The following is a 21,182-nucleotide window of genomic DNA, read 5'->3' on the forward strand; positions in this document are numbered from 1 at the left end:
GGCTGACGGCAGCCCGCATCACGGAGCCTCACGACACCCATGACGAGGGCGACCGCATGAGCGCGCCGGCCGGCGACAGGCCGCTCTTCCCGTTCGGGCCGATCCTGTTCTTCGGCGATTCGGTGACCGCGTCCTGGACGGCGCAGATGCCCCAGGCCTTCTCCGGGCCGCAGACCGTCGCGCGCGGGATCCCGGGCCAGACCACCCGGGACATGGCGCGCCGGCTCCGCTCCGAGATCGCCCTCTACGGGGCCAGGGGCCTCCACCTGATCTGCGGCCGCGACGACATCCTGGGCGGCAACCCGGGGGTCTCACTCGACGGCATCGTGGCCGACATCCGGGCGATGCTCAGCGACACGAGCGACCTCTTCGTGCGCAGCTGGGTCGGCTCGATCCCGCCGGTCGACCCGGCCTCACCGGCCGTTGCCGGGCGGCCCCTCGGGCTCATCGCCGAGGTCAATGCCTGGCTGCGCGACCACGTCCACGAATACGGCGCCGGCTTCATCGACCACGACCCCGTCCTGGCGACCGAGGCGGGCGGGATCAAGCCCGAATTCAGCAACGACGGCGTGAGCCTCAACGCCGCCGGCAACGCCGCGCTCCAGGCCGCGATGCTGGCCGCGCTCACCGCCCCCGGCGTCGATCAGATCTGGCCGCCGCCGGAGAGCGAGGACGCGGCGCGGCGGCGCAAGTTCCTGCACCATTTCGGCTATCTCGACTCGAACACCCGCCACCCGAGCCCCTACATCCAGTTCGCCGGCAAGCCGGGGGCGAGCCATTACGGCGTCCCATTCGATGCCCAGGGCTTCCTCAACGCCACCGCCATCACCGCGCACAAGCCCCCCGGCGAGACCCGGATCTTCGTCGTCGGCGACTCGACCACCATCGACGGCGGCACGCTGGCCAACACCTTGCCGGGACGCCTGGAGCGGATCCTGCGGGCGGACGGGCTCGCCGCCGCGCGGGTCTACAATTTCGGCGTGATGTCGAGCTGCCTCACGCAGATGACCCACCTGATCTGGTCGAAGCTCGTGGGCTACCAGCCGGACGCCATCGTGGTGGTCAGCGGCAGCACCGACCTGTTCCAGCCCTGGACCTACGATCCGCGGCCCGGCTACCCGTACAACGCCTTCATCACCGAGCGGCTCTACGACCACTTCTTCGACACGCACGATCCCCGGGCTCGGGAGGACGGCCTGTCCTACGACGCGCTGGTCACCCTGATTTACGAAGAGTTGAAGCGCCTGCGCGCGGAGGTGGGCTGGCAGACCCCCGGCTGGGAGGAGGCGATCGTCCACCACTACCGGCTCGCGGCGCACCGCCTCACCAAGCTGTCCCACGACCACGCCGTGCCGATCGTGAGCGTCCTGCAGCCGACGGTGCTGCGCAAGCGCCACCTCACCGAGGTGGAGCGCAACGTCGCCTCGGGGGCGTTCCTGGCCTATCTCGACCGCCAGTACGGCAAGCTGGAGGCGTTCACCGCCGAACTCGCGGCGCGGCGGCCCTACCGCAGCACCTTCACGGCCCTCGACCTCAGCGGCATCTTCCGCGACCGGGAGGAGGGGACCTTCTACGACATCGTCCACTATGACGATCCGGCCCGCGAGATCGTCGCCGCGCGACTGGCCGCCGAGGTGGCGAAGGTGCTCGACCGGCCCCGCACGCCGTTCGCGCGGGTGCGGGGCTGGCTCGCCGGGGGACGGTAGCCCGCCGTCTTACCCCTGTCGGTCGGCTCGCTTCACGCGATGGGTAAAAATGACCGACAGCCACGGCTTGACCTCGTGCTCGACCTCGATCGAGAGTAGCACTTCAAGGTGGAGCGCGTAGGGGAGGGTAAGGCGGAAACCGCAGCGGGCCTCCTCCATGGTGGTCGGCATGTCGCCCAGCACCGCCGCGATCACATCGGGGCGGTGGACGTCCACGGGATGGCGTTGGACCTCGCCGTCGACCTCGGCGATGAGCGTCGCCTTGGCCCGGCTCGCCGAGACCACCCAGCCGGAGAGCAGCACCTGCCCGTCCTGGATCTCGGCCCAGACCCGGTCCTGCGGCGTTTCGAGGTTCGCCCGGGCGAAGGAATCCGGCACTTCGCCGTCGAGCTCGGCGATGGTGCAGCCGACCTCGTATTTCTCGAAGCCGCGCCCCTCCCCGAAGATTTTTGCGAACTGCTTCTGGTACTCGGCGATCCGGGCGTTCCTGATGTCCTCGGGCAGGCCCGACCACTGGCCCTTCTCCTGGACCGTGTAGACCGACAGCAGCTCGCGCAGGAACGCAATGCGGCCCTTGTCGGCGACGTAGAGATTCATCAGCCAGTCGGCCGCCGCCGCGTTCTCGTAATACGCCTCCGGCACCCGGCGCAGGGCCTCGGCGCGGTAGACGCAGCAGGAGAAGTTGGCGGTGAGCGGCGCGTTGGCCAGGACCGGGAAGCTGATCGTGCCGGTGGGGTAGCGGCCCTGCTCGTCGTGCGGCACGAACGAACCGGTCGCCGGGTAGTGCAGCAGCACCCAGTTGAAGCACATGTCGAGGGCGCGGTCGTTGCGCAGCATGCGCAGCTGCATCGCGATCTTGCGGTCGGACAGCCAGTAATCGTCGGCCTCGCAGAAGGCGATGTAGCGGCCGGTGCAGGCGCCGAGGCAATCCTGCATGTTGCGCAGCATGCCGAGATTGTGCTCCCGGGGCCGGACGGTGATGCGCTCCGGATCGCGCGCCCGGTAGGATTCGACGATCTCGGGCGTCCCGTCGGTGGAGCGGTCGTCGCCGATCACCACCTGCAGCTTGAACAGGCCGCGCTGCGCCAGCACCCCGTCGAGGCAGCGGCGGATATAGCCGGCATGGTTGTAGGCGGTGACGATGACGCTGACCGTCAATTGCGCCTCGAGCCAGCCGCGCAGGGAAGCGGGTTCCCCGGAGAGTTCGTCGGGCGCGTCGAGGCCCATGTCGCGCAGGGCCGCCCGGGCGATGTCGGGGTTGGCGTCGATCAGGGCGCCGAGGCTCGGGACGTCCTCCTCGTCGAGATAGGCCTCGGCCAGGCGCCGGAAGATCGCCTTCTGCGAGGCCTCGTAGCCGGCGGCGTAGCGCCCGCCGAAATGGCCGCGCAGCGTCCGGAAGAACGCGATCTCGGAATTGCCGAGCTTCTTGTGCCGGGCGAGCTCGGTGGCGTAGGTCGCCCACATCCCGGCCGCGTGCTTGCGGTAGACCGCCATGACCTGCGGCAGGAAGCCGATGCGGCCGACCTCGGCATGCATCAGGTGGACGTACCAATCCCCCGGGGCGATGCCCTCGTCGAGCCGGAACGGCTCCTCGCCGTGGTAGCGCCAGCGATAGAGCACGCTGTTGGTCTGGACGAAGTTGTGCGCCACGAGGTCGGACAGCGACGGCTGCGGGCTCGAATGCTTCGGATAGATCTCCTCGACGCCGGGCATGTCCTCGTAGAGGACGCGCACCGGGTGGAAGCACAGGGTGAATTCCGGGTTCGCCCGCAGGAACTCGACCTGGCGCTGGAGCTTGCTCGAATCCGTCCAGTAATCGTCACCCTCGCAGATCGCGACGTATTCGCCGCGGGCGCGGGCCGTGAGGTCGGCGAAGTTCTTGTTCGGCCCGAGATTCTCTGGTCGCAGCACCGCCACGAGGTTGGGATGGCGCGCGGCGTAATCCGCGATGATCTCGGCGGTGCCGTCGCTCGACCGATCGTCGCCGACCAGGAGCTCGAACGGGAAATCCGTGACCTGCCCGAGGATGCTGTCGAGGGTCTGCCGGATGAACCGGGCCTGGTTGTAGGTGATGCACAGGACCGACACGACCGGCCGGTTCCATTCCGGCGCAGGCTCGGCCTCGGCGCGGGCGCGGATCCAGGCCGCGAACGGGTTGACGAAGCTGCCGTCGAAGCTCTCGTCCGGCTCTGCGGTGAAGTCCGCCCGCGGCTGCCGCCCGAGCCGGGCGCCGTATTTGACGTAATGTTCGAGCGGCGACAGGTCGGTCAGGCCGACATCGGGATAGCGCGTGGCGTACCAGATGTGGTCGAACCGGCCGCTGCGATAGATCGTCGAGAAATCGTCCTGCCACGGCTCCAGGGCGGGCGTCGCCGTGCTCGCACCCGGCGCGGCGTCTCCTGCACCGTCCTGCATCGATCCAATTCCTCGAACGCGCTTGGGGACCGCTTCCTTCGACCGGCCCCTCTAGCGCATCGTCTTTCTCCGAAAGCCGGAAGCCACCTTTCGGGACGATGCTCTAGAGGGTGCCGGGAAGGCGTCCTTCCTCGGAGCCGTGGTTGTAATAGTGCCGCGTCGGATCGGCGCCGGCATTCGCGACGTCGTCGTTGCACGCGAGATAGAAATTTCGGTCGAACAGCCCGGAGGTCTCGAGCCAGTCGAGCAGGGTCTGCTCGGGGACGACCGGCGCCCGCTCGGGGCTCGCCGCGGCGGCCTCCCGGTAGAGATGCACGAACTTGGCGATCCGGGCCGCGACCTCCTTGGCGGGGGGCCGGCGCACCGAGGAGGCAACGACGCTCGATTGCTCGCCGGGCCGCCGGCGCTGGAGGTCGGCCTCGGCCAGGCGCACCAGGCGGGCCATCTCGCCCTGCGCCTCCTTGAGCCTCGCCTGCGTCTCGGCGAGCTCGGCCCGCAGCGCGTCCACGTCCTCGCTCAAGGTCGGCTCCGTCTCAGTCTCGACGTCCTGCGATCCGGGCGCGGGATCATGCGGCGGGATCGATCGGGTCCCGGCACGATCGATCCCCGCGCCGCGTGTAAGGCGGGGTGATACGATCGGCTCCGGGACCGGTCAACCTTGGGCGATCCGGCCTATCCGGCGGGTTCGCTCGCGTCGGGACGCCATCGTCGCGACGAAGCACCAGCATAGCCATTCGCGTGCGGCGGCGACTCCGCGAGCAGCCCTTGCGCGAGGTGGCTGCCCGTGACCCGGGGCGGCTCTGACTACCCCGCCACCGCCTGCGGCCCGACCGAGCCCTCGACCAGCGGGCCGGGGATCGCGGCCTCGGCATCGACCATCAGGCGCGCCTCGTGGCGGCGCATGAACATCCACAGGGCCACGGCGCCCAACAGCACGAAGGCCAGGAGCGCGAGGCCCACCGGGCCCATGACGTTCTCGATCGAGCGTCCGCACAGATACGCGCCGAAGCCCATGATCGAGGCCCAGGCGATGCCGCCGACGGCGTTGAAAAACATGAAGCGGCGCGCATCGAGCTTGTTCACGCCGGCCAGGACCGCCGCATAGGCGCGCAGCATCGCGGTGAAGCGGCCGAAGAACACGATCTTCCCGCCGTGCCGGCGGAACAGGTACTGGCCGAGCTTGAGCCGGCCGTGATCGAGGCCAATCATGTGACCCTTGCGCAGGAGCAGGGGCAGGCCCCAGCGCCGTCCGACCCAGTAGCCGGCATTGTCGCCGAGGATCGCGGCCGTCGCGGCGATCGCCACCACGAGGGCGATGCTCAGGTTTCCGGTGCTGCCGGCATAGGCCGCCGAGGTCAGCAGGACCGTCTCGCCCGGGAGCGGCAGGCCGGCGCTCTCCAGCGTGATGATGACGAAGATGGCGATGTAGCCGTAGTTGGCGATCAGGTCGGCACTGGGCAGATCGTGCAGGAAGGACATGCGGTCTCCTCGCGGATCGGAGGGCTGCCCTGTCGGCGAGAAACATGGCCGCTCCGGGGCGAAGCCCGAAATACCTGGCCGGACGACGATCGGCTGTGCCGGCGAGCACGACGGCTCCCGGGCTTTTCCGGCCTCAGCGTGCCGGGTTCGGCGGCACCCCGTCCCCGCGCGCCTCCGCCAGATGGGCCCGCATCCAGTCGATCGTGCTGATGAGCCCGTCACGCAGGGCGACCCGGGGCTGCCAGCCGAGTTCGGACCGAATCAGCGTGGTGTCGAGCACGTTGGCCGGCACGTCGGCGGCGCGGCTCGGCTTGTACAGGCAGGGCAGGCGCTCGCGCCCGAAGGCCCGCTCCAGCTCGGCGATGATCTGGTTGACGCTCAGGCCCGTGCCGCTTCCGACATTCATCACCTTGTGGGGGCCGTCATAGCCGACAGCGGCCAGGAAGGCATCGCTGACGTCGTCAATATGCAGGAAGTCGCGCACGACCTCGCCCGTGCCCCAGACCTCCAGCGGCAGATCCGCGAGCACGCGGTGGATGGTGCTGCCGATCAGGCCCTGGTGCCTGTTGCCGAGCTGGAACCGGCCATACGGGTTGGCGATCCGCAGGATCTGGTAATCGATCCCGTGGAGATGCCGGTACAGGTGGAGGGACTTCTCGATCATCAACTTGCTGATGCCGTAGGCCGAGATCGGATCGGTGGGCGCCGCTTCCGGGATCGGGGTGGCGCGCGGGATCCCGTAGATCGCCCCCCCGGAGGACGCGAACACGACCTTCCTGATCCGCGCCGAGCGGCAGATCTCGAGGAGGTGCAGGGTCGCGATCGGCGCGGCGGCGAGCTCTGCGGACGGGTCCCGGTTCGAGCTCTCGGGGATCGATCCGGCGATGAGGTGGAAGACGAAATCCTGACGCTCGACCGCGTTGGCGATGCCGAGCCGATCGGCGAACTGGCCGGTCACCCGGGCGACGCGCCGGTCGAGGACCTGGGCTTGCGGGTGGCTGCGGCTGAAGCAGGTGACCTCGGCGCCGGCCTGAGCGAGGCGGTTGCACAGGTTCAGGCCCAGGAAACCGGCACCGCCCAGCACGAGGCAGCGGGCCCCCGCGAGAGCCGAAGCGCTGGCTCCGGTTGGATCGATCGGCGCCCCGTCAAATCCTTGGCCGCCGCTCATGGTCGGAGTTCGGCGCTCGGGTGCATCGGTGCCGAGGCTGCCGGCGCCTCGGGCCCGGCCGAGTCCGCGTCTCGCGCTTCGATCATGCAATCGACCAGGGCGAGGGCGGATTGCTCAAGCGCACGGCGCGTCGGCTCCAGCGGCGACTTCCCGTAGGCCCGGGTCGCCGCGTAGGCGGCCGCATAGGCCGCATCCCAGCCGGCGGCGAGGATCGGCGGCCCGGCCTCCTCCAAGGCGTCCCGGACGGTGATCCAGGCGGCCTGCTGGGTGGCATCCCAGGCGGCGGCCCGAACCGCGGAGCCGGTCTGCCGCAGGGTGAGGTTGGCGACCGCCGCCCGCTTGCGGGCGCGCTTCAAGTGATCGCAGAGGGAGGCGAGATCGGCGACGTCCGTGAGTTCGGCCCGGTCGGCGAGTTCGTCCGCCTCGACGTTCAGCTTGGCCAGGCGGAACCAGGCCGGCACGTGGCTGCGCACCAGCCAATCGGCGACCATCGCGATGCGCCGGCGCTCCAAGGCCTCCGAACCGTTCGTTCCGACGAGCCGCGGGACGAGCGGGAGGATCAGGCCGTCGCGCTCGGCCTGCGGCAGGCCATCGCTCCAGGTCCGGATGAAGGCGGCGATGCTCGGCGAGGCGCAAGCGGGCTGATCGGAAAGGGGCTCGCCGGCGAGGTAGGCCACCGCCTCCAGGGCGCACAGGCCCTGGTCCGGACTCGCGTGCGGACCGGCCGCCAGGGTTGTGACGCGCGAGAAGCGCGCGGGGTCCACCCGCACAGGCTCCGCGCCGGCCAGCGATCGGAGCACGTCGTCATCCGGCACGCGGATGGGAGGGCTGTCCGCGTCCGAGAGGGTGAAGCCGGCGGGCGTACCGGACGCGACCTCGTTTTCCAGGGCGGCGACGGCCGCGACGACCTTCCTGGGATCGACGGTGTAGCTCACGTGGAAGGCGTGTACGCCCGGACGATGCAGTGTCCGGCCGCGCAGGAACAGGATCCGCGCGCCCCCGACTTCGATGTAGCTGGTGTAACCCCGGAAGTTGAAGGCCAGCTCCTCGTGGATCAGGCCAAGGATCCGGCAGCCGGGCCGGCAGAACAGGGCGTTGCTCAGGGCCGAGCTCGACGAGCCGACCACCAGGGCGGCCGAGTGGAACGCGTCGACCTGTTCGAGGAACGACATCGTCTCCGGGTAGATCACCTCGAAGCCCAAGGGGCGCAGGCGCTCGGCGATCTCCTCCTCGTTCACCAGCGCCCGCTGGGTGAAGGCCTTGCGCGAGATGAACAGGCGCCGGTCGGTCCGCTCCGACAGGACCCCGCGCTCCCGCGCGCTCTGAAGGATCCGCTCGCGGATCACCGCGAAGATGTCGGCCGGCCAGACCGCGTCGTAGACCGGCCGCCCCGGCTTCATCTCGAACGGGAAGAACGCCGGCGGGGGCGCCATCCCGAGAAGCCCGAATTCGACGGGCCTGGGCGGCAGCTTGATCACGGGACGGCCCCGCGTATCGAGCAGGCGCAGGATCTCCTCGTGCGAGCCGGGCATATGGTCGTCGATGCAGAGCGGGATCCCATCCGGGCAGCGCGGATCGTTGTAGGCGAGCATGCGCGGCACGTACTCGCAGAACCAGTGCCCGTAGTTCCGGCTCTGGAGGCCGAACATTGTCAGCCCGGCCTCGACCGCGTGCGGATCCTCGGGCACCTCCACGAGGGCGCGCGTATCGCCGAACGCGGCCATCATGATCTGATCCGGATTGAGCCCGTCCTGCAACAGGATGTCCGGGCGGCGCGGATGCGCGGCCAGATCGTAGACGAGCTTGTCGCCGGCGATGACCACGTTGCTGCGCGGGAACGCCCGGGCGCCGTTCAGGAAGGCGAGGTATTGCGGCGGCATGTCGAGCTCGCCCCGCTCGGACACCAGGGCCGGGGGCAGCTCGAAGAAGCGGAGTTCGGGAGGCGCGATCCTGCGCGCCGGTCGCAGCTCCGTGTACGCTGCGCCCCCGCTCGCGGCGAGCGCCTTGGCCGTCGTGATGTCGTAGACGCGGAACGGCCCGGCCCGATAGACGTGCCGGGTCTGCGCGTGCAGCGCGATCGCGTCCGCGTAGCGCCCCTCCGGGAGCAGGGCGTCGAGCTGCAGGCGGCGCAGGTTCTTGACCTTGGTGCTCACGGCAAAGCCGTCCGCCGTCGTGATGCCGTCGTCACCGCCGTTCAGCTCGTAGGCCAGCCGATAGCTCTGCGCGCAGGCCTCCGGCTCCTGACTGCACTCGGCCACCCAGCCGAGCCGGAGCAAGGTGGTCACACCTTCGCGGATGACGGTGGGGTCGCCGCTCTCGCGCAGGCTCCGGACGCGGTCCGTGGCTTCCGCGTAGCGACCGCGCCGGCAGAGGTCGCGCAAGCGCGCGGTGGCGGCGGCCACCACCCAGCGCTCGCGCTCATGTGGGACCAGCGAGCCGATCAGATCGTAGGTATCGGCGGCGGCGCCGAGCTGGTCATCGCCCTCGAGCCGGAACGCCAGCGCCTCGAGATGCCGCCGTGTCGTGCTGAAGCCGGCAGGATCTTCGACCGGGACGAGCCTGCGCAGCCGCTCGAGGACCTCCGGAGCGTTGTCGCGATTGACCGTCCGGATCAGGTCGATGAACGTCTCCGTCGGCCTCATGTTCGTCTCAACACCCTGCCCGTCCGCGCGCGCCGGCGCGTTCGATCGCGGCCCGCGCCCCGACCGGCGGTGTACTGGAACGGAGGCACCCTGACGAGGCATCCCGGTTCTGGTGATCCTTGAAGCATTGATCTCCCCGCCGCCGCCAGGCCGGCCGAGCCGACCTATCGATCCGAGGCTTCGCCCCTGGAGAGCCTGCGGGGACTCGTGTAGGGCAGGGCCCCGGACAGGCAGGGGATCCCGCGCATGGACGTTCGCCCGAGCGGCAGGCAGCCGCCAGCGCCGAGCCGGAGCCGGTCGCGGCACACGGCGCGATGACGGTCCGCCTCGTCCTCTACGGCGCGGGTGCCCTCGCCCGCGAGATCGTCGACGTCCTGGAACGGCTGAACGCGCACGGGACCACGATCGAGCTGCAGGCGAGCATCGTCGATCCCGGCATCGACGCGCCGGAGACGTTCCGCGGCAGGCCGGTGGTCCGCGATGTCCGCACCTTCGCGGGCGACGACAGCCTGCGCTTCGTCGTGGCCCTCGGCGAGCCCGGCCCCCGGGCCCGCGCGGTGGCGCATCTGCGGACGGAGATCGGCGCGCGCTTCGCCACGATCATCGATCCTGGGGTGCTGATCGGCGCCAGCAGCCGCATCGGCGCCGGCGCGGTGCTCCTCGGCCATTCCTCCGTCACCGCAGACGTGCGGCTCGGCGACCACGTGCTGATCAATCCGGGCTGCACCGTGGCCCATGACAACGTGCTGGAGGATTTCGCCACGCTGAGTCCCGGCGTCCACTTGGCCGGCCATGTCCAGATCGGGGAGGGGGCCTTCCTCGGAACGGGCGCCTGCGTGATTCCGAAGATCCGGATCGGCGCGCACGCCCTGGTCGGCGCCGGCGCCGTCGTGATCCGGAACGTGGCGCCGGGCCGGACGGTGTTCGGCAATCCGGCCCGCACCTTGCCGGCCCGGCCCCTGCGGCGCAGCTGAGGAGAGGGGCGGCCAAGACCGGCCGGGCCGGCGCCTTCCGCGGCCGCGCCCGGCCATGTATAGCGGGCGCCGTCACCGGGCGTGCGGATGAGGATGGTGGCGGCCGACAGTCAGGACGTGTCTCGACGATGATCCCCGTGCTCATTCCCAGCCTGCCGGAGACGGACGCGATCGTGCCGTATCTGCGCCGGATCGATCAGTCCCACACCTACAGCAATTACGGGCCGCTCTCCCGCGCGTTCACGGCCAAGCTCTGCGCCTTCGTCTCGGAGCGCGCCCATGGTGCGCCGGTCGCCGCGACGATCACCGGCAACGGCACCAGCGCCATCGAGCTCGCCCTGCGTTACCGCATCGCCGGCCGCAGCGGCCGGCTCTGCCTGATGCCGGCCTACACCTTCGTGGCCACGGCACACGCGGCGGTGAATGTCGGCCTGGAGCCGTTCTTCGCCGACGTGGATCCCGAGACCCTGTCGCTGACGCCGGCCATCGCCGAGCGGGCGCTCGCGATGGCGGAGGGCGATGTCGCCGCCGTCGTGGTGGTCAGCCCGTTCGGGGCGCCGATCGACAGCGCGGCCTGGGAAGCGTTCGAGGCGACGCACGGCATCCCGGTGGTGTTCGACGCCGCCGCCGCCACGCTCAATCTGCGCCGGGTCGGCGCGCAGCCGATCTGCGTCAGCCTGCACGCCACCAAGGCGCTCGGGATCGGGGAGGGCGGCGCGATCCTCACCACCGACGCGAAACTGGTGGAGCAGACCACGGCCATGACCGGGTTCGGCTTCACGACGACCAGCCGGGTCTCGGAGGTGCGCGGCGGCAATTACCGCATCTCCGAATACGCCGCCGCCGTCGGCCTGGCGGTGTTCGACGGGCTGGAGGCGCGCATCCGGCAGCTGCGGGAGGCCTCGCTGGCCTATGTCGAGGGCTTCGACCGGATCGGCGTGCGCATGCAGCCGGGCTTCGGGGCCGAGTGGCTGACCATGACGGTCAACGCGCTGTTCGAGCCCGCCGCCGCCAAGGCGGTGACGGCGGGCTTCGACGTCGCCGGGATCCAGTGGCGGCGCTGGTACGGGACCGGCTGCCAGGCCCACCCCGCCTTCGCGACATGCCGGCACGACGGCCTTGCGCGGACCGAGGCCGTCGCCGCCGGTGCCATCGGGCTGCCGTTCTTCCCGGCGATCACCCGGGAGCAGATCGCCGAGGTCTGCGGCTGCGCGGAGCGGGCGCTGGCGGCCCGCTAGAGCGCGCGCCGCCGAAGTGGATACCGGTTCGGCGTCAGCGAGCGCGTCACATCAAGGGCTTGGAGCCCGGACGGCGCTGCGTATCGCGGAAGGGGAACGGTCGATCACGATGCAGGACGACTTTCGCCGAATCCTGACGCAAGCCAGTCGCGCGAACGGCGCCGCCGCTCTCGACACGATCGAGGGCGCCCTCGCCTCCGTGCCGAATAAACGGGCCGAGACGGCCGCGCAGCACCTCGCCACCCTGGGCTTCCGGTTCCAGGGGGAGGACAGCTTCGATCTGGCCGCCCGCGCCTACGGGCTGGCGGCCCGGACCTCGCGGTCGCAGGCCGCGCAATACCATCTCGCCGCCATCCGGACGCGCATCGTCGACCAGTGCCGGCGGCAGGCCTTCGACGGCGTGGAAGGCCTCTTGGAGGAGTTGCGTCAGGCGAAAGCCGCGGCGGGCGACCGCGGGCCGAACGACCCGTCGCTGATCCAGATCGCCTGGGATTACGAACTCGCCGGCGAGGCCGAGAGCGCGGTGCGCTGCTACCTGCTGGCGCGGATCGCGCGGGACATTCTAGGCGGCCAGGCCCTCACGGTCGACGGCGACCCGATCGAGCGCAAGATCCGAAACCTGCGCAGCCTGCAGATGACCGCGCTGGCCGAAGCGGGACGGCACGAGGAGGCGCAGGCGCTGCACGAACGCACGCGCACGACCCTGGGGCTCGAGCCGGTGCGGATCTACGACATCGTCTCCGTCCGCCAAGCCGCCGCCGCAGGGGCGGGTGACTATCGGGAGCTGGTCGGCCCCCGCCGGATCGCGGAGCCGGAAATCCGCTTTCTCGAAGGCCCGGTGGCGCTGCTTTCGACCTGCGGCACCCTGGACGCCCCGCCACAATACGTCGCCCGGTTCGAGGACTGCCTGACCTTCCCGCGCAGCAACATCGTGCTCCAGGGCACCCGCCTGATCTACGACCTCGCTGCGCACCCGGACAGCGGCGTCGCGGACATCAAGGACGGGAAGAATTCCGATCAGATCATGACGGCCGTCTACGGGGCCGGGCGCGCCCTGGTCGAGGAGCCGGCCGCGCCTCAGGTCCTGGATGCCGGCCTGATGATGTTCGGCCTCCAGAGCAAGAACTACGGCCACTGGCTGCTCGAGTTCGTGCCGCGGATGCTGTGCTTCAACGATCCCGCCTGCCCCGCGGGCTTCCCGATCTGCATCGACGACCACATGCCCGAGACGCATCGGCAGATCGTGGAGCTGCTCGACGCGCGCAACCGCCCGATCCTGCCGCTTCCGGCACAGGCGGTGCGCTTCAAGGAACTCGGGGTCGCCCCGGTCCCGACCTTCTTTCCGTTCGACGCACGACCGGGCCTGCCGGTCTACGACGCGGTCTGGCCGAAGGATGTCCTGGGAGGCATGCGGCGCGCGGTGCTCGACAAGCTCGCGGCGCGCGGCGTGGACCTGCGTTCCACCGGGCGGCGGATCTTCCTGTCGCGGAAGGGTTTTACGCAGCGCCAGCTCGTCAACGAAACGGAGATTGCCACCGTCCTGGCGCGGCACGGTTTCGAGGTCGTGTATCCGGAGAAGCTGTCGTTCATCGAGCAGATCGCACTCTATCATTCGGCCGACGTGATCGTCGGCTCCGCGAGCTCCGCGATGACGAACACCATCTTCTGCAACGACAAAGCCCGCGTGGTCGCGCTGATCCACGAGAACCGGTCGTTCAACTTCCGCGGCTACACCAGCATGATCGAGTCGAGCGGCGCGAAGGTTCTGTTCATTCGCGGCTCGACGGTCCCGGGCGAGAAGACGCACCCGTTCCACGCCAATTACACGGTCACGCCCAGACAGGTGCTGCGCGGCCTGGAGCGCGTGGGCGTCGGCACGTAGCTCTCGGATTCTGGAGACGGGAGCGATATGCGGCCGACGGCGACCTTCATCGACCTGATCCGGTCGATCGACAGCGGCAATGCCCCGACCAGGCTCGAGACGCTGGCCGCATTGCTCAGCGCCGAACCGCCCCCGCCGGCGCGCGCGGCCGCGACCCTGCGGCACTTGGAGGCCCTCGGGTTCCGGCTCGAAGGCGGTGGCCGGTTCGGGGACGCGGCGCGCGCCTACGAGCTCGCCGCTACGATCGACCCACGGGATCCCCAGCGCTGGCGATGGATCGCAGCGACGGCGCGCCTGCGCGACTGCGTCGAGCACGCGCGCTGGGACGAGGCGGCAGCGTTCATCGCCGAGATCAGGAGCCGCGGAGAGACGGAGGCGGCCCTGCGCGAGGCCGCCAGGGCGCTGCTGGGGGTGGGGTGGGACCACGAGTGCCGTGGCCGGGCGGAACCCGCCGTCCAGTGCTACCGCCTCGCCTTCGCGCTCAATGGCGGCGATGCCGGCCTCGCGACCGGGGACGGTCACAGCCTCAGCACCAAGATCCGGAACCTGCGCATCCTCCAGATGAACGCCTTGGCGGAGGCGGGCCGCTACGAGGAGGCCGCAGCCCTGCACGCGAGCACGCGGGCGATCGCCGGCTTCGGTCCCGTCGGCATCTACGACATCGTCTCGGCGCGACAGGCCGCCGAGGAAGGTCACGGGCGCTATCGCGAGCTCCTGGCCGGCCGCAGGATTCCGGACCCCGAGGTGAAGTTCCTCGGGGGCTCGATCGCGCTGACCTCCCAACCGGGCACCCTCGACGCGCCACCGCAATACGTCGCGTTCTTCAAGGACTGCCTGACCTTCCCCCGCAGCAACCTCGTGCTGCACGGGCAGCGCCTGATCTACGATCTGGCGGCCCATCCTCTCAGCGGCGTCGCCGACATTAAGGACGGGGTCAATCCCGGCCAGATCATGCTGGCAGTCTGGGGGCCTGAGCGCGCTCTGGTCGAGGCGCCTGCCGAGATCCAGGAGATCGATGCCGGCCTGATGCTGTTCGGCTTCCAAAGCCGGCAATACGGCCACTGGCTGCTCGAATTCGTCCCGCGGATGCTGTGGTTCAACGACCCCGCCTGTCCGGCGGGCCTGCCGCTCTGCATCGACGACGGGATGCCGGAGACGCACCGGCAGATCATCGCGCTCATGGACGAACGCGACCGCCCGGTGCAGGTCCTGCCGCCGGTGGCGACCCGCTTTCGTGAACTCGGCCTCGCCCCGGTGCCAACCTTCTACCCGTTCGACACGCGGCCGGGCCTGCCGATCTACGACGCGATTTGGCCGAGCGACGTCCTCGCCGCCGTGCGCGGCAAGATCCTGGAGCGGCTCGCCGCGCAGGGCGGCGACCTGCGCCGGACGGGGCGGCGGATCCTGCTGTCCCGGCGCGGTTTCACGCAGCGTCGACTGGTCAATGAAGTGGAGATCGCGGACGCCCTGCGGCCTCACGGCTTCGAGGTCATCCAGCCCGAGACTTACACCTTCGCCGAGCAGGTCGAGATCTATCACGCGGCCGACATCGTCGTTGGGTCGGCGAGCTCCGCCCTGATCAACGGCCTGTTCTGCCGCCCCGGCGCGAAGGTCATCGCCCTGACCCACGACAACCCGGCCTTCTATTTCCGCGGCTTCACCAGCCTGATCGAGTCGAGCGGGGCGCGCCTCCTGTTCGTCCGCGGCCACGCCGTGCAGACGGAGGGACTTCATCCGATGCACGCGGATTACGCGGTCTCGCCCAACGCGATCCTGCAAGCGCTCGCCGCCTCCTGAGCGGCCCCGGCCGCCGCGGCTACACCCCCGCGTAGACCTTGTGGAGCGGGAAGCCGCAGAAATCGTCCTCGACGCCGAGCTTCCTGATCGGTTCCGAGGGCGTGGCGATCGCGCCCTCCATCAGCAGGCGCAGGAATTCCTGTGACGCCATCAGGGGGATCTCGGCCCGCAGCAGCTCCGGCCCGTAGAGGTCGAGGGTCTCGATCACGTACTGCTCGGCGCCGGCATGCAGTTCGGCCAGGATGGCATGCTCCTCCGGCGTCCGCGGATCCGCCTTGAACAGCGGCTCGACCCGATCGCCCGCGGTGTCGTAGCCCACCACCTGCCCGTGGGTGGCGGTCAGGAAGGCTTCGACGGAGAGGGAGTGGTTCAGCGCGGGCATCGACGCGGTCAAGGTCGCGACGTTCTCGCAGAGGCAGCCGAAGGCGGAGCCGCCCTCCGCCGCGACGGCGTTCGCTTTGTCCAGGGCCGCTAGATAGAACCCGACCAATGGCCGGCCGAGCGCCGTCTGCATCATCCGCTGGATCGTGGCCGAGTACCCGACATCGACGACGCCGCAGGCGACATCCGGGTCCAACCCCTCCTGCCGGGCATAGGCCAGAAGGCGCCGGTGCATGTCCGCGGCATGCACCGCGATCTCCGGCTCGAGGTCGGTCATGATCCGCTCGACAACCTCGACATCGCCCGGAAGCCGCACCGCGATGCGGTCGAGCTCGAGATGCGCCGGGGCCGTGAACCCGGCCCTGTTCCACAGGAGCCCCTGCACGGTGCCCACGTAGCGTCCGGCCGCCGTCACCAGGTCCGGGCGGAACGCCTTGGTGAGGGCGGCTGCGATCGCCGTCTGCCGGGAGACGTGGAAGTAGCGCCCCTCGGGCAGGTGGTCCCAGCCGTAGCGCTCCCGGATGAGCCGGTAGATCCTGACGAGGACGTCGCCTTCGCGCGCCAGGAAGTACAGCCGCTCGACCCGGGCCAAGCCTTCGTGGCGGATCAGCCAGGATAGGAAGACCAGCATCAGCGGCCCGAACACGGCGTACCCGATCTCACGGCTGGAGCCGAGGGACAGGTAGGGGCCGGAGGCTCGACCGAGGAACGGATTGCGGCCCAGCGCCAGCATGGCGTGGCCGACGACGAGATCGGACGGCCATGTCCGCGCTAGATCGCCTTCGTCCCGCACGAACCCGCTCTGGGCGAGGATCTTGGCCGGATGGGCGACGTGCAGGTAGGGGATGCGACGGTCGCAGGCCGCCTGAATATCCGAGTGCTCATTGTCGCCGACATGCAGCCAGCGGGCGCGCGGCACCGCCTCGGTCTCCTCTACGTGGCGCCACAGGTCGCCCCGGTCCTTGCGCGCACCCACCGCGTTGGACACGTAGATCGCGGCGAACAGGTCGGCGACGCCGATCGCGCTGAGGATGCCGCGGATGTTGGCCTCCTCGTAATAGGTGTCCGTCATCAGGATGATCCGCTTGCCGAGCGCATGCGCCGCTTCGAGGACCGCGATGACCTCCGTGCGCGGGCGCAGGGCGCCGAGGTCGATCCGCTTCTCGAGGGCGTGCGCCCGCGCGACCACGTCGCCGGGGATCGGCCCCGAGGCGGCAAGCTCCGCGTAGATCTCCGACAGGTTGACGTCGCCCTGGTGGTGTTTGCGGGCGCGCACCCGGTTCTCGGCGGCCCGACGCTCCGCGAACAGCGGGATCGGCCGGCCCGCCTGCGCCGAAATCCGGTGCTCGACGAGCTTGAGCACCGCATCCGGGCGCCGGGCCGGACGGCTCACGAGGGTGTCGAACAGGTCGAACGAGACGAGGTCGACGTCGTGCAGCGCCAGCAGCGCCTGGTCCTGCGTCCGAGCGCTGTACTGATGCCAGTTGCGCGCGCTGCTGTCGATGCGGGCGAGGCCGTTTTCGTACTCGAAGCAGACCGCTTTGTAGCCCTGGGCCCGGCACACGATGGGGACCACCCGCTCGATCGCGTGGGCCAGCGTCCCGTCGCTCTGGCCGTGCTCCTCGGGGAAATCGTGCGGGGTCAATCCGGCGGTCAGGAGCGGGCGCAGGGCGTCGACCCGCGCCCAGAACATGCCGCCCACCGGATAGTCGAGATACTCGTCGAACCCGTCGTAGCGCAGGCCGAGCCGGTCGAGCAGCCCGTAGCCCGCGCCGATATTAGCGAGCCAGGTATGTGCCCAATAGACGATGTGCTTGCTGGTCTCCGGGAAGAACAGGCCGATCCGGGGATCGTCGTCCAGCAGGGCCACGGCGAGGCGGGCGCAGGCGGCGTTCGCGAACAGAGCGCGATAGATCTCGTCGCGCCAGCGCGTCTGCTCGGCGCCACTGAACAGCGACTTCTTGGTGTGGACGTGGAGCACGTACTCGTAGCGCAGGATGTCGGGCGCGAACACGGTGACGAGCGGCCCGAAATTGCGCCCGCAGTTTTCCACCAGCACGACCCGGCAGCGATGGACCAGGCCGGCGCGCTCTGCGGCTGCCTCGATCGCGCTCTTCTTCGCGGGCTCATCGGTTGAGACCAGCAGGTCGAACTGCGGGATCGCCCGCACGAGGTGCGGGAGCAGATCCTCGAAGACGTCGACGTAGAAGGCGTGGACGACAACGACGATGCTCGCGGCCGCGCTCTCACGCAGGACGACGGGGAGAGTCTCGATCACGCGGGCGCCGGTGTCGCGGGCGACGGCGAGGCGGATCGGCCGTCCCTCCGCGCGTCCGCTCACCAGGTAGTGGAGCAACGGGTTCGCGCCGGCATCGGCCACATCGGCGTTGTTGCCGAGATACCACGCCCCGTCGAACAGGGGGCCGGGATTCATTCCGAGGGCTGCCCCCTCGCGGAGGTAGTGCCGTGCGGCTTGGTTCGGCGACAGGTCTGGGACGTGGGTCGTCCGGTACCAGTCCGCGTCGAAAAACTCGGAGCCTTCGATCCGCGCCAGCGCCGCTGGGTCGGCGAAGGGGCAGATGGGCCGTCCCTCGGCGCGCCCGTCGTTCAGGTAATGCAGAAGGGGATTCCGGCCGGCCGCAGCGACGTCGGCGTTGTTGGCAAGGTACCACGGCCCGTCGAACAGCGGGCCGGGGCTCAGCCCATTCGCGGCGCCCTCCTGCAGGTAATGGCGTGCGGCCCGGTCCCGCGTCACGCCGGGTGCCTGGCTCGCTTGGTACCAATCCGCGTCGAACAGCTCGGACTGCGCGATCCGCGCCACCTCGTCCGGGTCGGTGATCGGACGTATCTCCCGTCCCTCCGACCATCCGCTGTCCAGGTAGTGCAACAGCGGATTCAACTCCGCAGCGGCGACGTCCGGGTGATTCGTGAGATACCACGGACCGTCGAACAAGGGGCTCGGGCTCAGCCCACGTGCGGCATCCTCTTGCACATAGTGCCGGGCGGCTTCGGCCAGCGGCACGTCCGGCGCCTGAGTTGCGCGATACCATTCCGCGTCGAAGAATTCGGATTCTCCAACCCGCTGCGCCGTCACGGCGGTGCGGTCAACGCCGAGGATGCTGCGCAGCATCTGGAGGAGCGCAGTGTAGCGGACCATATCGGGACTTCAGAATGGGCTACGTGCGTCAGGGAGGGATGCCGTCGCAGGCGCCAGACGGCGTGGTGTGGCGGGACGTACAGCAAGGGCAGGGTAGTTCGCAAATCGTCGGTCTGCTTCGCGTACGAGCACGTCGACCCATACGCATGCCCACCGCCCCGCTGAGGGCTGAGTGCCGACGACAAGCTATTGTCGCGGCCGCTTCCGCTGAGCCGCGCACCTTGCAAGCGTACCTTTCGCCCCCACGAACGTGGCGCGTGGCAGGGCGTCCCACTCATCAATATCCCGGCGATGATCGAGCACGCGTGGAATCGAGCGCGCGTGGCGGGCCGGTCGAAGCCGCACCACATCACGAGAATCCCGGGCGGCGGATCGCGTGAGCAGGCAAAATCGCCGCTGAGGCGTGTCGTGGGACCGGCTAGCTCTGGACTGGGCTGATTGTAGGGCCTGGCTGGGACCGAGGGACCTGAAACGTGATCAGATGCTGACCCGGTCGCAGGCAGTCGCGCGACTCTTGCGCTGCAATCCTGCCTCGATCGGCACCAAGCCGTTCAAGCCGGCGAAGCTCCCGTTGGGTATCGCTGCGGTCTTGCACGTCGTCCCGTATCGGACGGTGAACCTCGTCGTGCCGCAGAGGAACAAGGACACAATCTCAGCAGCTGCGATCGTGGCATCGATCGCGGTGCGCCGCTGGTCATCGCGCCGGATACGAAAGCTGATCGGAATGATGTCGGACCGTCGACCCGTTCAATAACGGTCATGCCTTCAGCCACTAGGCATCCACCCGCCCCCCGGTTCCACCCAAACCTAATGATAACGCGGGTCGAAACCGGCTTCGTCATCGGTCGTAAGGGAGCCGAGCGGCTCGCAAACCGACGCCGCTGCGGGAGCAGGCCTACCGATTGCGCCGACCCGCCGACCTCGCTGAGGCCCCTTCAGCCCCGACATGTGGCGCCTTTTATTCTGTTCGGATCTACGTTAAGCAAAATTTTATAGAGCGGCCCTGATAGAAACGTAGCTCATACTTCATTCATGCATTCTGATGTGCATCGACCGGCCGAAGTAAATTTTCCAGATCGCATCCTCCTACGCATCAAAGCATCGGTCAGACGGACACTCAAAATGAAAGATTTTAAATTCAAGAAGGGTACTGGCAAAATTCTTGCAATATCACTAACAGGATACGCGGTGCAATCCCATCAGGATTTCGAATGGGAACAAATGCTAGATCAATTCGAATGTAGTAAATTGTTCCTATCAGATAGACATCATACTGGTTCCACGGGTCCATCCTAGGATTCAGCAACGGCCTATTCTCGACTGTGGCAGGCATTAAGCGAGTAATGGAAAGCCACGATATCAATCGTCTGCTGATAATGGGCAATTCCATGGGTGGGCATGGAGCAATATTACTAGGAACGATCCTTAAAGCTGAGCAAATTATTGCTTTTTCGCCCCAGATCGATTTATCGATCGATTTTCTTGAAAGGATCGGCGATCGAAGATGGGAGGCGAAGATGAATGAAATCAATACCATTGGTTTCGACTATCTCGATTTAAGCCAACTTGATATGTCGTACTCGGATGTGCGCATATTCTATGATGGCTCTGAAGATTTGGATAGACAGCATGTCTCCCTTATCGAAAGTCACAAAGGGATTACAGCCGAAGATGTGCGGGTCGGCGGCCATGCGACCGCTTTTGCCCTGGCCAAAAGCGGTGAAGTTGCCCGCGTACTTCGCAGCTATCTCAAATGAGAACGCACGTCTGAAACATTGACTTGGCTGACCTGACAAATGTCCTTAAGAATTGCGACCTGATTGCGGGCGGAACGTGCGTGTGGCATTCACGTCCGTCGCCGATGCCGCAAACGAGAACTTCGTTTCAGGCGCAAAACTTCATTCCAAATGCGAGGGCACACGATAGTTCGCTGAAAACGTCTCTATTTCTTTCCATGTTTGGCTTAGCGAACACGCGACTCTACCTATAAATAGTCTCGGCAGCGTACCCGCCCCGGCCGTCCGCTCGCCCCGGGTCATTTCGCCGTTCAGGCCCACGATAGTCCCGTCACGGCACGACAGCGCTGCCCGCCACCCTCGCCGTCCCGGCGGGCGCCGCACTCGGTTGTATGCAGCACAAAACAGGAAATTCATCTGCGTACTCAAGGCCGTCGAGGACGCTATCCCACCAGGCAAGCTATCCCGAATGGCGTCGCCACCCATAAGCGTCTAAGCATGCGCCGTTGGCTCGCCCGTCACCGGATTGGGGCGCCCCCTGTACTCCAACCCCGGCTGCCCGGATCAACGGAGTCTGTAGTTTTCTTCCTGCCCGCGCCCGGCGTCG

At 68.5% G+C, this 21,182-nt stretch carries 12 protein-coding genes; 6 read left to right on the forward strand and 6 right to left on the reverse strand.

Going from position 1 to position 21,182, the window contains the following annotated elements; all coding sequences use genetic code 11:
- The first annotated feature begins 56 nt into the window (after positions 1 to 56).
- Positions 57 to 1,706 carry an SGNH/GDSL hydrolase family protein gene (locus tag MKL11_RS28365; RefSeq protein ID WP_243949785.1) on the forward strand — a complete coding sequence of 550 codons (1,650 nt, stop codon included), beginning with the start codon at positions 57 to 59 and terminating at the stop codon, positions 1,704 to 1,706.
- A gap of 9 nt (positions 1,707 to 1,715) precedes the next feature.
- On the opposite strand, the gene MKL11_RS28370 is transcribed toward MKL11_RS28365, so the two are convergent.
- The 5 genes from MKL11_RS28370 to MKL11_RS28390 form a co-directional block, all read right to left on the reverse strand.
- Complete coding sequence (locus tag MKL11_RS28370; RefSeq protein WP_243949788.1) at positions 1,716 to 4,121, reverse strand: glycosyltransferase family 2 protein; 2,406 nt, start codon at positions 4,119 to 4,121, stop codon at positions 1,716 to 1,718.
- Positions 4,122 to 4,224: 103 nt separating this feature from the next.
- Positions 4,225 to 4,641 (reverse strand): hypothetical protein, encoded by a 417-nt coding sequence (locus MKL11_RS28375; protein WP_243949797.1) that lies wholly within the window; start codon positions 4,639 to 4,641, stop codon positions 4,225 to 4,227.
- A 284-nt stretch (positions 4,642 to 4,925) separates the two neighbouring features.
- A complete protein-coding gene (locus tag MKL11_RS28380; RefSeq protein ID WP_243949799.1) occupies positions 4,926 to 5,600 on the reverse strand; it encodes a DedA family protein in 675 nt (224 codons plus the stop codon).
- 133 nt (positions 5,601 to 5,733) lie between these two features.
- On the reverse strand, positions 5,734 to 6,768 hold the full coding sequence (locus MKL11_RS28385) for an NAD-dependent epimerase/dehydratase family protein (protein WP_243949802.1): 1,035 nt from the start codon (positions 6,766 to 6,768) through the stop codon (positions 5,734 to 5,736).
- Entirely contained in the window at positions 6,765 to 9,410 is a 2,646-nt protein-coding gene (locus MKL11_RS28390) for a glycosyltransferase family 61 protein (protein WP_243949804.1), read from the reverse strand. Before MKL11_RS28390 ends, MKL11_RS28385 begins: the two co-directional genes overlap by 4 nt.
- Positions 9,411 to 9,724: 314 nt before the next feature.
- On the opposite strand from MKL11_RS28390, the gene MKL11_RS28395 reads away from it, so the two are divergent.
- The 4 genes from MKL11_RS28395 to MKL11_RS28410 all read left to right on the forward strand — a co-directional run bounded on the left by MKL11_RS28395 (position 9,725) and on the right by MKL11_RS28410 (position 15,301).
- On the forward strand, positions 9,725 to 10,384 hold the full coding sequence (locus tag MKL11_RS28395) for an acetyltransferase (RefSeq protein ID WP_243949806.1): 660 nt from the start codon (positions 9,725 to 9,727) through the stop codon (positions 10,382 to 10,384).
- A gap of 128 nt (positions 10,385 to 10,512) precedes the next feature.
- Positions 10,513 to 11,622: a DegT/DnrJ/EryC1/StrS family aminotransferase gene (locus MKL11_RS28400; protein WP_243949807.1), complete on the forward strand. Its 1,110-nt coding sequence runs from the start codon at positions 10,513 to 10,515 to the stop codon at positions 11,620 to 11,622.
- Positions 11,623 to 11,731: 109 nt separating this feature from the next.
- On the forward strand, positions 11,732 to 13,504 hold the full coding sequence (locus MKL11_RS28405) for a glycosyltransferase family 61 protein (RefSeq protein ID WP_243949809.1): 1,773 nt from the start codon (positions 11,732 to 11,734) through the stop codon (positions 13,502 to 13,504).
- Positions 13,505 to 13,531: 27 nt separating this feature from the next.
- On the forward strand, positions 13,532 to 15,301 hold the full coding sequence (locus MKL11_RS28410; RefSeq protein WP_243949810.1) for a glycosyltransferase family 61 protein: 1,770 nt from the start codon (positions 13,532 to 13,534) through the stop codon (positions 15,299 to 15,301).
- A 19-nt stretch (positions 15,302 to 15,320) separates the two neighbouring features.
- Here MKL11_RS28410 and MKL11_RS28415 read toward each other — a convergent pair whose 3' ends face one another.
- Positions 15,321 to 18,839 (reverse strand): rhamnan synthesis F family protein, encoded by a 3,519-nt coding sequence (locus MKL11_RS28415; RefSeq protein WP_243949813.1) that lies wholly within the window; start codon positions 18,837 to 18,839, stop codon positions 15,321 to 15,323.
- A 1,343-nt stretch (positions 18,840 to 20,182) separates the two neighbouring features.
- Between MKL11_RS28415 and MKL11_RS28420 the strand changes: the two genes are divergently transcribed.
- On the forward strand, positions 20,183 to 20,596 hold the full coding sequence (locus MKL11_RS28420) for an esterase family protein (RefSeq protein ID WP_243949816.1): 414 nt from the start codon (positions 20,183 to 20,185) through the stop codon (positions 20,594 to 20,596).
- Positions 20,597 to 21,182: the final 586 nt, after the last annotated feature.

It is taken from the genome of Methylobacterium sp. J-077, assembly GCF_022829365.1.
In the GTDB taxonomy this organism is placed as follows: Bacteria; Pseudomonadota; Alphaproteobacteria; order Rhizobiales; family Beijerinckiaceae; genus Methylobacterium.

Coding starts and splice junctions, on each gene's coding strand:
- MKL11_RS28365 (WP_243949785.1), top strand. CDS start 57: ATGAGCGCGCCGGCCGGCGACAGGCCGCTCTTCCCGTTCGGGCCGATC.
- MKL11_RS28370 (WP_243949788.1), bottom strand. CDS start 4,121: ATGCAGGACGGTGCAGGAGACGCCGCGCCGGGTGCGAGCACGGCGACG.
- MKL11_RS28380 (WP_243949799.1), bottom strand. CDS start 5,600: ATGTCCTTCCTGCACGATCTGCCCAGTGCCGACCTGATCGCCAACTAC.
- MKL11_RS28385 (WP_243949802.1), bottom strand. CDS start 6,768: ATGAGCGGCGGCCAAGGATTTGACGGGGCGCCGATCGATCCAACCGGA.
- MKL11_RS28390 (WP_243949804.1), bottom strand. CDS start 9,410: ATGAGGCCGACGGAGACGTTCATCGACCTGATCCGGACGGTCAATCGC.
- MKL11_RS28395 (WP_243949806.1), top strand. CDS start 9,725: ATGACGGTCCGCCTCGTCCTCTACGGCGCGGGTGCCCTCGCCCGCGAG.
- MKL11_RS28400 (WP_243949807.1), top strand. CDS start 10,513: ATGATCCCCGTGCTCATTCCCAGCCTGCCGGAGACGGACGCGATCGTG.
- MKL11_RS28405 (WP_243949809.1), top strand. CDS start 11,732: ATGCAGGACGACTTTCGCCGAATCCTGACGCAAGCCAGTCGCGCGAAC.
- MKL11_RS28410 (WP_243949810.1), top strand. CDS start 13,532: ATGCGGCCGACGGCGACCTTCATCGACCTGATCCGGTCGATCGACAGC.
- MKL11_RS28415 (WP_243949813.1), bottom strand. CDS start 18,839: ATGGTCCGCTACACTGCGCTCCTCCAGATGCTGCGCAGCATCCTCGGC.
- MKL11_RS28420 (WP_243949816.1), top strand. CDS start 20,183: ATGGAAAGCCACGATATCAATCGTCTGCTGATAATGGGCAATTCCATG.